Raw genomic sequence first — 12732 nt, 5'->3', positions numbered from 1 at the left:
CGATGCTGACAACAAAAACCAGCGGTAAAGTGATTGTGTCTTTAACACAAAGTTGGCGCTATTTACTGCTTTTATCACTATTACCTTATATAAGTACATCGCCTGTATTTAGCCTTCATTTTCATAATAAACTGGCTTTCTTCGTAGCTTCTATTTTATTTTTATTTACGCAATATCCCCTTTTTCGTTTATGGCTTGATAGTCATTTTTTTCAAGCACTTTATCGCTATCAAGATGATGTTAGCTTTGATGAAAGTCTCTCTATATTATTCCCTAAACGCCCCAAAAAACAGACGATAGAAGCTCGCTGGCTAGGGACTAAGCGCCTATTTTCTTTTGCCGTGATTGGTGTTTCAGTTCAATGGATATGGTGTCTGGCTATGCTCTTTTTTACACTTTTTAGTTATTAATAAGCTAAGGTTAACGTTTATTTATCATATAAAACAATATGTTATAAGAATAAAATCTAAGTGTTTATATCAAATTAATTGAACATCTCTATCACAGTAATTCTTTTCTCAAAAAAATGACTCATGTTACTATCATTTACCTTATAAATGATTTGTTATGAGTATTATGGAAAACACCGCACCACAAACATCGCTAAGCAAAGGCCTTATTTTACTTATGGCGGTTGCCACAGGTATGGTTGTTGCCAGTAACTACTACGCACAACCGCTACTAGATTCAATCGCAAACTACTTCCACATATCTGCGACGTTGGCTGGATTTATTGTTACCACCGCGCAATTAAGTTATGCCGTAGGGTTAATGTTATTAGTGCCTCTTGGCGATATTTTTGAACGTCGCTCACTGATTATTACCATGACATTAATTTCAGCGAGTGGCCTATTAATTACCGCTATGGCATCCAATATTTGGGTAATGTTAATAGGAACGGCGCTCTCAGGGATGTTCTCCGTTGTGGCTCAAATTCTTGTTCCTTTTGCTGCAACCCTTGCCGCACCTCATCAACGAGGCAAAGCAGTCGGCACGATTATGAGTGGTCTTTTACTCGGAATTTTACTGGCAAGAACTGCATCTGGGTTAATGGCGTCATTTACTAATTGGCAGGGTATTTTCTGGGTAGCCAGTATTTTTCTGGCGATTTTAGCTATCACTTTATGGCGCTGTTTACCTACTTATAAAAGTGAAACAAACTTAAATTATTTCCAATTGCTAGGTTCTATTTTCAAATTATTTGCAACAACTCCTGTCTTAAGAACTCGTTCATTAGTTGGCGCACTTATTTTTGCTCACTTTGGTTTATTGTGGACCTCAATGGCTTTTTTATTGGCTTCTGATCCTTTTAATTATTCTGACGCCGTTATTGGTTTATTTGGTCTTGTGGGTGCCGCAGGTGCATTAATGGCGGGTAAAGCTGGCGTATTAGTGGATAAAGGAAAAGGCAAGAAAACCACCACTGTAGGATTAATCATCCTCTTTCTTTCTTGGGGTTTTATCATTATTGCGCCTTATTATCACTGGATTGGGCTCATCAGCTTTATTATTGGCGTTGTCCTGCTAGACTTAGCTGTTCAGGGTGTTCATGTCACTAATCAGAGCACCATATACCGTATTTTACCTGATGCTAGAAATCGCCTAACTGCCGCTTATATGACAAGCTATTTTATTGGTGGTGCATTAGGATCTTTACTATCAGGCTATGCTTATCATCAATATGGATGGACTGGTGTTTCCATCGCTGGATTAGTCATCGGCGTTATCGGTCTTATTGTTTGGTTTTTAGGTTATAAAAATGATCCAATAATCCACGCTGAATAATTTTTAGACCCAAGGATGGGTTACATTATTTCTTCAATCCCACTCTAATCAGAATAAAATGTGAATGTTTTAACAGCGTGATTACTATTAATGTATATCATCATCCCATTCTTTATTAAGAAAATTATATCAATCTCATCAATAAAGCACTATATAAATAATTTCACTTCGGTATTATCTGCATAACAACCATTGGCAGTGATAATAAATTTATTACGTGTTTTATCGTAAAAAATGATCCCTTTTTTCGCAAATAGACTACTATTCATTGTCAGATAAGTGATAAATTGATTTTATTAACTTATTGTAAAGAGATAAGTACCTATTCTTTTTTTTGTGTTATCATTCAGAAAATTTATGAATCAGGTAACATAATCAAAAAAACATAGTGACTATAAATAATAAAAATTGCTAAATTGTGTGTTTAATATACCATTTAACATGTTGATAACAGCATTATCCTAATTTTCGAAACTAACAAGGTGTCTAAAAATGGAAAGCTCATTTACGCCAACAGAAGAATTACTAAACACTCGCGCTACACAACAGAAATCGCTTAACAAAGATATTCCTTATCAAGAAATTTTGTTAACTCGCCTTTCTATGCATGTTCAAAGCAAACTTCTTGAAAGTCGTAATAATATGTTGAAGTCTCAGGGTATTAACGAGACATTATTTATGGCACTAATGATTTTAGATACGACAGAAAATCGTAGTATTCAACCATCAGAATTAAGTGCAGCTTTAGGCTCTTCAAGAACAAACGCAACACGTATTGCTGATGAGCTTGAAAAGCAAGGTTGGATTGAACGTCGTGAAAGTCATAATGACCGCCGTTGTTTACATCTCCATTTAACTGATGCAGGTGAAGAGTTTTTAAATAGCTTATTACCACCGCAACATCAGTGTTTAAAACAAATCTGGTCTGTATTAGATCAATCAGAACAAAGACAGCTTGAAACGCTAATGCGTAAGTTATTATTACAATTAGATACTTTGGCTGAAAAAGGTTGTGAATAAGTAGCATAATAAATAGTTTTATTGATCTAATCCTATTTACGCCATAAATCGGCAAACATACTTACCCATTAGCATTTATAATTTACCTTCACGCTAATAATTATTCTAAGATTGACTTTATAATTATGTTTCCAGTTTTAATACTGGAAACATATCTAATGATGTTTTTCTGGTTTTATGGAGATCTTCTAAATGAGTGTTAATGAGGAAACTACCCCCCCTCAGGCTCCCATTCGCAATAAAAAACGAACTCGCCGAAACGTTCTACTGTTGCTAACTATCCTATTTATTGTTGCTGGTGCAGCTTACACAGCTTATTGGTTTATGGTGTTAAGACATCATGAAACAACAGATAACGCTTATGTGACTGGCAATCAAATCATGGTGATGCCACAGATTTCTGGTTCTGTTACCACTGTTTATGTGGATAACACCGATTTTGTAAAAGCAGGTGAACCCTTAGTTTTATTAGATTCAAGTGATGAAAAACTCGCATTAGAAAAAGCAAAAACAGCATTAGCTAATAGTGTTCGTCAAATGCATCAGCAAATCATCAATGGTCGTCAATTAAAAGCAAATATCGTTTTACGCGAAACTGAGCTCACTAAATTACAAAATGATCTTCGCCGCCGTGAAGTTTTAGGTGAACGCAATGTCATTGGTAAAGAAGAACTTCAACACGCCAGAGAAGCTGTTTCTACCGCAAGAGCGGCTTTAGAAGTTGCAAGAGAGCAATATAATGCTAATCAAGCCATTATCTTAAATACACCAATTGCAAAACAACCTTCTGTCTTACAAGCATCAACTGATGTTCGTAATGCATGGCTTGCCTTAGAACGTACTAAAATTTTAAGCCCAACAGATGGCTATGTTTCACGTCGTAGCGTTCAAGTTGGTGCTCAAGTCTCACCGGGTAAACCTTTAATGGCCGTTGTTCCTGTAACAGGTATGTGGATTGATGCCAACTTTAAAGAAACCCAACTCGCGAATATGCGAATTGGTCAACCTGCAAAGATAACAACTGACTTTTACGGTAAAAAGGTCATTTATCACGGCACCGTGTTAGGTTTAGATATGGGAACAGGTAGTGCTTTCTCATTATTACCTGCGCAAAATGCCAGTGGTAACTGGATAAAAGTGGTTCAACGCTTACCCGTTCGTATTTCATTAGATGAAAAAGAGTTAGCAGAAAAACCTCTGCGTATTGGTCTTTCTTCTGAAGTGACTGTCGATACGATTAACCTTGATGGAAAAGTATTATCACACAGCGAACGCCAAGCACCTGCTTATCATACTGATGCTTTAACAATTGATATGTCAGAGATTAATAAACTGATCAATGAAATCATTGAACAAAATGCAGGACAATAAAGGCGAGGTGTAAAGGTGATCAAAGAGCCATTACAAGGAGGAAGACTTGCCTTAATGACCATCGCCCTTGCGTTGGCAACCTTTATGCAAGTTCTCGATTCTACAATCGCTAACGTAGCCATTCCAACTATTGCAGGAAACTTAGGTGCCTCTAACTCACAGGGGACTTGGGTTATTACCTCATTTGGTGTGGCAAATGCTATTTCTATCCCAATTACAGGTTGGTTAGCAAAACGCATTGGTGAAGTTCGACTCTTTATGTGGTCAACAGCACTTTTTGCGTTAACGTCTTGGCTTTGTGGTATTTCACAAAGCCTTGAAATGCTTATTTTCTTTCGTGTGCTTCAAGGTTTAGTTGCAGGGCCACTAATTCCTTTATCACAAAGTTTGTTATTGAATAACTATCCACCTGCCAAACGAAATATGGCGCTTGCGCTATGGTCAGTAACCATTGTTGTAGCACCTATTTTAGGACCTATTTTAGGTGGCTACATCAGCGATAACTATCATTGGGGATGGATATTCTTTATTAACGTTCCATTTGGTGTGTTGATTATTATGTGTATATCAAACACCTTAGCTGGACGCGAAACAAAAACTGAAATTAAACCAATAGATACTATCGGCCTTGTTTTACTTGTCGTGGGTATTGGTGCGTTACAAATCATGCTCGATCAGGGTAAAGAGCTCGATTGGTTTAATTCGACAGAAATTATAGTCCTCACTATTGTTGCCGTAGTTGCGCTTAGCTTCTTAATTGTTTGGGAGTTAACGGACGATCATCCAGTGATAGACCTTTCACTCTTTAAGAGTCGAAACTTTACCATTGGTTGTGTCACGCTCAGCCTCGCTTATATGATCTATTTTGGTACCATTGTTTTACTACCACTGCTTTTACAAGAAGTCTTTGGTTATACAGCAACATGGGCTGGATTAGCATCAGCGTCAGTAGGTTTATTACCTTTAATTATCACACCGATTATAGGTAAGTTTGGTGGTAAAGTGGATTTACGCTATATCATCAGCTTTAGCTTTATTATGTTTTCTGTGTGTTTTTATTGGCGAGCTTATACCTTCGAGCCAGGAATGGATTTTGCCACTGTGGCATGGCCTCAATTCTGGCAAGGTTTAGCGGTTGCGTGTTTCTTTATGCCATTAACGACAATGACATTATCTGGATTACCCCCAGAAAAAATGGCATCAGCCTCAAGTCTTTCAAACTTTTTAAGAACATTGGCAGGAGCAATTGGTGCATCGTTAACCACAACAATTTGGACACAAAGAGAATCACTTCACCATGAAACCTTTGTAGAAAAAATTAATCCACTCGATCCTGATTCGCAAATGGCGTACCAACAAATGAATGATCTTGGTTTTTCAAATGAACAAGCGTCTGCATATTTAGCGAAAACTATTACAGAACAAGGATTAATTATTTCAGCCAATGAGATTTTTTGGTTAGCAGCCGGTATTTTCCTTATCATGATGATCGTGGTTTGGTTTGCTAAACCGCCTTTCTCACCAGGAAAATAATGCAATTAGCATAGCTGTATAAATAAAAATCCCGCTTAAATCATAATGACTAAGCGGGATTTTTTGTACTCTGCTTTAAAAAAGAAAATATTTTTTAAAGTAATTAGCCTTGGTGCTGTCGCCACCATTCAGCTAATAACACACCAGAAGCCACAGAGACGTTTAAGCTTTCAACGTGACCTGTACCACCGATGTAAATGCTCATATCACCTTGATTTAAAGTGCTTTCACTTAAGCCATCTTTCTCTTGACCTAAGATAAGAACCATTTTCGCCGGTAATTGTGCTTTTGATAATGGCACGCTGCCTTTATGGCTTGATGTTGCCACCAGCGTATAACCCGCTTTTTTAAATTTATCTAAAGTTTCAGCAAAATTATCAGCATCAATACCTTGGATATATTCTGCACCACCTTCTGCGGTACGAACAGCAGCACCAGATTCTAATACAGCAGAATCAGGAGAAATAACCCCTTTCACACCAAAGTGCGCACAGCTACGCATAATTGCACCTACGTTATGTGGATTACCCACATCTTCAAGTGCTAATACGCAATCATGTTCAGGTGCATCTTTCAGATAAGTTTCTGCATCATGACCCATACGTTTTTTAATTAAGAAGCACACGCCACCGTGGTGATCGGTACGAGCGGCTTTCACCATCTCTTCTTCTTCAACAACGTGATAAGCTTTACGGTTTGCTGCCATCCATTTCAATGCATCACGAAAACGTGGTGTCACATCTTGTAAAAACCAAGCACGAACAATCGCATCAGGACGATTTTTAAACATTGCTTGGCAGGCATTTTCACCATAAATACGCGTTTCTTCTAAACGCTGGCGACGTAGCTGTTCAGGATCGATTTGGCTCTTACCTGTAATGCCATCGTGCTCTTTAATTGCCTCTTCACCAGCTGGGCGAGAAACCGTTTTCCACGGAGAAAAACTTCCGCCTTCGCTATCGCGAGAAGGTTTTGATTCATTACGTGATGCGCCACGCCCTGAAGGCTTACCTGCACCGCGGTCATCACGACGAGAAAATTTGTTATCACCACGTCTGTTATCGCGATTTTTATCATCGCGGTTGTCACCACGTCTATTATCACGATTTTTGTCGTCACGGTTGTCACCGCGTTTGTTATCACGGCTATCACCACGACCATTTTCAGGACGGCGGGATGGTTTTTTAGGTTTATTATCGGCATTGTCCTCACTACGGACATACATCACTTTTACTTTGCCGTTTTTACCTTCATAAGAATCGTTCATTTGTCTCTCCAACTGCAATAGGGGCGCAGATTACATGATAGTTTAGCAACTGTCACCGAGAGAATCACGCACAGGAATCGATAAACTAATCAGGATCAATTGATAATTAACTTCATCTCATAGATAGCTAATATATCAGTATGATTTTTATGATAAAAACACACTGAATAGTTTGTTTGTTTTGAACATGATAATATTCGATTCTTTTTTATGAGTATTGGTCAATCTGTTATGCATGACAATGCAGTCTCTCGACTTCGTCAATATCGACTTTCGATTTCAACTCGCCCTTTTAAAGCGCGTGGTTTTCGTACAAAACGTTGCTCTTTTTGCTTATTACCTGAAAAACAGTGCCTTTGTGACACGATTATCAATCAACCAGCAAAAAGCCAATTTTGTTTATTGATGTATGATACTGAAGTGATGAAGCCAAGTAATACAGGAAAATTAATTGCCGATGTATTACCAGATACGCAGGCATTTTTATGGTCTAGAACCGAGCCTGAACAGGCTTTGCTTGATCTAATCAATACACCTGATAGACAAGCTTATGTTGTCTTCCCTGAAAGCTATGCATCAAATGAACGTGTTGTATACAACCAACTTCCAACCAATAGCAAACCGCCTTTGTTTATCCTCCTCGATGGTACTTGGAGTGAAGCTCGCAAGATGTTTCGCAAAAGCCCTTATCTCGATTCATTGCCTCTTTTTTCTTTAAATGAAGCAATTAAATGTGAGTATGTGCTTCGCCAAGCAGCAAGAGAAGACCAACATTGTACCGCAGAAGTTGCGGCTTCTATTTTAGAAAATGTCGGCGATATTCAAGCCTCACAACAACTTTTTTCTCATTTTAGTTACTTTCGTCAACAATATTTACTTGGAAAACCAGACCGGAGTCAGGCAAAAGAAGATCAAATCAGCTACATTGAATAGCAGTTGATAATGAAACTCTGGAGTGGATATGAGCCAACGAGGTCTTGAAGCACTATTACGTCCTAAATCTATTGCGGTGATTGGTGCCTCTGAAAAATTAGGTCGAGCAGGAACCACCATGATGAAAAATTTGCTCAGTGGTGGATTTAATGGTCCAGTGTTTCCGATTAATCCCGCTCGTGGCTCTGTCTCTGGTGTTTTTACTTATCCCTCTATTGATAAATTACCTCAAGTACCTGATCTCGCGATTATTTGTACACACCATCGTCGCAACCTTGAACTACTGAAACAATTAGGTGAGTCTGGTTGCAAAGCCGTAATTGTACTTTCTGCACAACCTGAACAATTTCAGCCAATAAAATTACTTTGCCAGCAATATCATATCCGTTTACTTGGCCCAAATAGTTTGGGGCTTTTAGCACCATGGCAAGGTTTAAATGCCAGCTTTTCACCTCTTCCAGTTAAAAAAGGAAAGCTCGCTTTTATTTCGCAATCAGCGGCTGTCGCCAATACGATTTTAGATTGGGCTTATTATCGCAATATTGGCTTTTCCTATTTTATTGCGTTAGGTGACAATCAAGATATCCAAGTCGATGATTTATTGGATTTTCTAGCAAGAGACAGTAAAACCAGTGCAATTTTATTGCATCTTGAGCATATAAAAGATGCTCGGCGTTTTATGTCAGCATCTCGTAGTGCTTCGCGCAACAAACCGATTCTGGTGATAAAAAGTGGTCGTACCCAAAAAGCTCAACTGCTATTGGGAGATACACCGAGTTATGACGTAGCCTATGATGCAGCTTTTCAACGTGCAGGTTTACTACGAGTACAAGATACCCATGAAATGTTTTCTGCCGTTGAAACACTTAGCTATATGACGCCTTTAAAAGGCGAAAGATTGATGATTATAAGTAATGGCTCGGCACCTGCTGCAATGGCCGTTGATGAGCTATTTTTGCATTCAGGAAAGCTTGCACAACTTACGGATGAAACAAAACAAAAGCTACAAAGTATTATTCAAGAAGAAAATGCCATTCGTAATCCGCTAAATTTAGGTGATGATACAACGGTTGATCGTTATATTTTGGCATTGAATTGTTTGTTAGATAGCCATGATCATGATGCATTACTTCTTATTCACACACCTAGTGCCATAGCCCCTAGCATTGAAACGGCACAACGAGTTATAGAAGCCATCAATAAACACCCTCGACGTAAATGGCTTACCGTTTTCACTAACTGGGGCGGAGAATATTCATCTCAACAATCGCGTAAATTATTTAGTGAAGCTGGAATTCCAACCTATCGAACACCTGAAGGTGCTGTCACCGCATTTATGCATATGGTGGAATATCGTCGAAATCAGAAACAGCTAAAAGAAACACCAGCATTGCCTTTAGATGTCAAAATGAATACGCAACAAGCGCACCATTGCATTGAAGAGGCATTAAAAAATAAGCAATATCGATTAGACACACACCAAGTTCAGCCAATTATGGAAGCTTACGGTTTTAATACACTTCCTACTTGGATTGCTCATAATGCACAAGAAGCTGTCAATATTGCTGAAAGGATTGGTTATCCTGTTGCACTAAAATTGCGTTCTCCTGATATCCCTCATAAGTCCGAAGTACAAGGTGTTATGCTTTATCTTCGAGACAGCACAGAAGTATCATCAGCAGCACATGCCATTATAGAGCGCGTTACAGAACTCTACCCTCAAGCACAAATTCAGGGTTTATTGGTACAAAGTATGGCAAATCGCGCTGGCTCTCAAGAACTACGCGTCGCCATAGAGCAAGATCCTATTTTTGGCCCATTAATTGTGTTGGGTGAAGGGGGGGTTGAGTGGCAAATAGAAACTAAAGCAGCTGTTGCTCTGCCACCACTCAATATGGCACTTGCCCGTTATCTGGTTATTAATGCGATAAAAAGCGGAAAGATACAGCCAAGAAGTGCTTTACAACCTCTAAATATATTAAGCCTAAGTCATTTTTTAGTGCAGGTTTCTCACTTACTTTTAGATTGCCCACAAATTGTCAGATTAGATATTCATCCCCTATTAGCTTCAGGTAATGATTTTACATTACTCGATGTCGCGATGGAGTTAGCGCCACTACAAGGCGATCCTCATCAGAGACTCTCTATTCGCCCTTATCCCAATGAATTAGAAGAAACCTTTTTCCTAAGAGATAACAATCCTTGCTTTATCCGCCCTATCTTGCCAGAAGATGAACCGTTACTGAAAACGTTTATAAACCAAGTAACAAAAGAAGATCTTTATTATCGCTATTTTAGTGAGATCAGTGAGTTTACACATGACGATCTCGCGAATATGACGCAAATAGACTACGATCGAGAAATGGCTTTTGTCGCGATCCGCAATCGAGAAGAAAGGCCTGAAATCATTGGTGTTGCCCGTGCAATGGCAGATCCCGATAATCAGCATGCAGAATTTGCTATTCTTGTGCGTTCTGATTTAAAAGGAAATACTCTAGGTCATCAACTTATGACTAAACTTATCAACTATACTAGAGAACATGGCATTAAACGTTTAACCGCGATTACAATGCCTGAAAATCGCAACATGATAAGTTTAGCGAAAAAACTGGGATTTTCTGTTGAAGTACAATTTGATGAAGGAATAGTCAATCTTGATTTACAGCTTGGACCTTCAAAAGATAACCCAACGCTATAATCATTAGCGAAAGTTTCTTTATGTGATTGTTCACGCATCCTTTGATAAATTAGCTATATATGATGATTTTATGCGTACATCCCATATAACTAATGTTATGATCAGAAGATCGGTTAAAGAAAATCTACATGGACGATGGCTCCATCTGCCATCATAAACAAGAGAATTAAGCACTGTGATGTTGTCTAAACTAAAACTTGCTAAGCATCAACAACACCTTGCACAACTGCCTAAATTAGCTCAGTCAGTTGCTGATGTTGAAACGCTTTATCAGACGTCCGCGTTTCGCAGCACCTTATTGAAATACATTGCTCAAGCAAAAAAAGAGATCTTTATTACAGCTCTTTACCTAGAGCACGATGAGGCTGGTGAAGAGATCCTTGATGCGCTTTACACCGCAAAACAACAACGTCCTGAATTATCCATTACCGTTATTGTTGACTGGCACCGTGCTCAACGTGGGCGTATTGGTGTCTCTGCTGATGCAACAAATGCAGATTGGTACTACCATGTTGCACAGCAACACCCTGATATCGAGATCCCTATTTACGGTATTCCCGTAAACACTCGCGAAGCATTAGGTGTATTACACCTTAAAGGCTTTATCTTTGATGATACGATTATCTATAGTGGTGCAAGTATTAATAATGTTTACTTGCACAAGCTTGATAAATATCGTTATGACAGATATCACATTATCCAAAATAGCGAATTAGCTTCCACAATGAAGCAATTTATCGTGTCTGATCTTTTGCAATCAGAAGCGATTCAACGACTGGATATCAAAGATAGAGTTCGTTGTGCCGAAATTAAAAATTGTATTCGTCAATTTCGTTTCAATTTACGTACTCGTGATGGCTATGATATTAAAGCCAATGCTTCTAACAACGAGCTAGCAGTAACACCTTTAATGGGTTTAGGTAAGAAAAATATCTTAAATAAGACAATTTCTCACCTTATGGCTTCTACTGAAGAGAAACTTGTTATTTGTACACCTTATTTTAATTTACCTGCAATCCTTGTACGCCAAATCAGTCATTTATTAAGAAATGGCAAGCAAGTTGAAATTATTATTGGTGATAAAACAGCAAATGACTTCTATATTCCACCAGAAGAACCATTTAAAATTATTGGTGCTCTACCTTATCTCTATGAAATGAATTTGCGTAAATTTACCCAACGTTTCCAACGATTTATTGATAGCAACCAATTAACAGTAAGACTTTGGAAAGATAGCGATAATACATATCACTTAAAAGGTATGTGGGTAGATGATAGCTGGCAATTAATTACTGGTAATAATCTTAATCCACGTGCATGGGGATTAGATTTAGAGAATGCCATATTAATTCATGATCCTAAACATGAATTACATGAGCAACGACACAAAGAGTTAGAATGCATTCGCCAACATACTATTGTCGTGAAACATTACCAAGATCTAGAAAGTATTAAGCTTTATCCTCTAAAAGTGAAGAAATTAATTAAGCGATTACGCCGTATTCGTGTTGATAGATTAATCAGCCGCATACTTTAATTGACGCTTCATTTGATAAGCCTTGCTAAATTACAGCAAGGCTTTTTTGTTTAATAAAATTATTTTCTCAAATCATCCCTTATCTTTAATAATCTTCTATATTAAAAACATTGTTATCAGTGAAAAGGCTTTTATTTTTATGAAACTAAAGCTCAAGTGTCACTCTCTGATTATTTTATTCTCAATAATGACTTTAAATGGTTGCCAGTCATTTCATTTTGCTAATGATAATTGGAAAGGCAAAGATAAAGCTCAGCATTTCTTATTTTCAATGGCAGCATCCGCGGGTGCAAATGCGTATGCAGATCATCAAAATTATGGTCATAGAGAGGGATTATTAATAGGGCTCTCATTTTCGATTAGTTTAGGTGCAGCGAAAGAGCTTTATGATAGTCGTCCAGAAGGCACTGGCTGGAGTTGGCATGATTTTGCTTACGATGTAGCAGGAGCAGTTGCGGGTTCATTACTTTATCAGCAATTAAAATAGTTTTTTATTCAGAGTACCTAAACTTCCAAACGCAAAAAAGCCAACCCATTGGGTTGGCTTTCTCGTCTTATTTAATGCCTGGCAGTTCCCTACTCTCACAT

The 12732-nt window shown here is 38.2% G+C and carries 10 protein-coding genes; 9 read left to right on the top strand and 1 reads right to left on the bottom strand.

Annotated features, from left to right (window positions below):
* Positions 1 to 2 precede the first annotated feature (2 nt).
* The 5 genes from ABN236_RS00050 to emrB all read left to right on the top strand — a co-directional run bounded on the left by ABN236_RS00050 (position 3) and on the right by emrB (position 5709).
* The gene (locus ABN236_RS00050) at positions 3 to 410 is read left to right on the top strand and encodes a hypothetical protein (protein WP_349473121.1); all 408 of its coding nucleotides are present in this window, start codon (positions 3 to 5) and stop codon (positions 408 to 410) included.
* A 166-nt stretch (positions 411 to 576) separates the two neighbouring features.
* A complete protein-coding gene (locus ABN236_RS00045) occupies positions 577 to 1785 on the top strand; it encodes an MFS transporter (protein WP_311755091.1) in 1209 nt (402 codons plus the stop codon).
* A 492-nt stretch (positions 1786 to 2277) separates the two neighbouring features.
* Positions 2278 to 2805 (top strand): transcriptional repressor MprA, encoded by a 528-nt coding sequence (gene mprA, locus ABN236_RS00040; protein ID WP_023581117.1) that lies wholly within the window; start codon positions 2278 to 2280, stop codon positions 2803 to 2805.
* Positions 2806 to 2997: 192 nt separating this feature from the next.
* Positions 2998 to 4176, top strand: coding sequence for a multidrug efflux MFS transporter periplasmic adaptor subunit EmrA (gene emrA / locus ABN236_RS00035; RefSeq protein ID WP_102949398.1), 1179 nt, complete (start codon positions 2998 to 3000; stop codon positions 4174 to 4176).
* 15 nt (positions 4177 to 4191) lie between these two features.
* Positions 4192 to 5709 (top strand): multidrug efflux MFS transporter permease subunit EmrB, encoded by a 1518-nt coding sequence (emrB, locus tag ABN236_RS00030; protein ID WP_088493474.1) that lies wholly within the window; start codon positions 4192 to 4194, stop codon positions 5707 to 5709.
* Between the two features lie 103 nt (positions 5710 to 5812).
* Here emrB and ABN236_RS00025 read toward each other — a convergent pair whose 3' ends face one another.
* The gene (locus ABN236_RS00025; protein ID WP_088493475.1) at positions 5813 to 6976 is read right to left on the bottom strand and encodes a tRNA/rRNA methyltransferase; all 1164 of its coding nucleotides are present in this window, start codon (positions 6974 to 6976) and stop codon (positions 5813 to 5815) included.
* A 231-nt stretch (positions 6977 to 7207) separates the two neighbouring features.
* Here ABN236_RS00025 and ABN236_RS00020 point away from each other — a divergent pair, with 231 nt between their 5' ends.
* The 4 genes from ABN236_RS00020 to ABN236_RS00005 all read left to right on the top strand — a co-directional run bounded on the left by ABN236_RS00020 (position 7208) and on the right by ABN236_RS00005 (position 12631).
* On the top strand, positions 7208 to 7909 hold the full coding sequence (locus tag ABN236_RS00020) for a tRNA-uridine aminocarboxypropyltransferase (protein WP_088495955.1): 702 nt from the start codon (positions 7208 to 7210) through the stop codon (positions 7907 to 7909).
* Between the two features lie 28 nt (positions 7910 to 7937).
* Positions 7938 to 10607, top strand: coding sequence for a bifunctional acetate--CoA ligase family protein/GNAT family N-acetyltransferase (locus tag ABN236_RS00015; protein WP_349473120.1), 2670 nt, complete (start codon positions 7938 to 7940; stop codon positions 10605 to 10607).
* A 178-nt stretch (positions 10608 to 10785) separates the two neighbouring features.
* The gene (gene pssA / locus ABN236_RS00010) at positions 10786 to 12144 is read left to right on the top strand and encodes a CDP-diacylglycerol--serine O-phosphatidyltransferase (protein WP_088493477.1); all 1359 of its coding nucleotides are present in this window, start codon (positions 10786 to 10788) and stop codon (positions 12142 to 12144) included.
* A 139-nt stretch (positions 12145 to 12283) separates the two neighbouring features.
* Positions 12284 to 12631: a YfiM family lipoprotein gene (locus ABN236_RS00005; protein ID WP_349473119.1), complete on the top strand. Its 348-nt coding sequence runs from the start codon at positions 12284 to 12286 to the stop codon at positions 12629 to 12631.
* The last annotated feature ends 101 nt before the right edge of the window (positions 12632 to 12732 follow it).

This window comes from Proteus sp. fly-1013 (genome assembly GCF_040140245.1).
In the GTDB taxonomy this organism is placed as follows: Bacteria; Pseudomonadota; Gammaproteobacteria; order Enterobacterales; family Enterobacteriaceae; genus Proteus; species Proteus mirabilis_B.
Note: the sequence above shows the minus strand (reverse complement) of the source record. Positions and strands in the feature narration are given on the sequence as shown.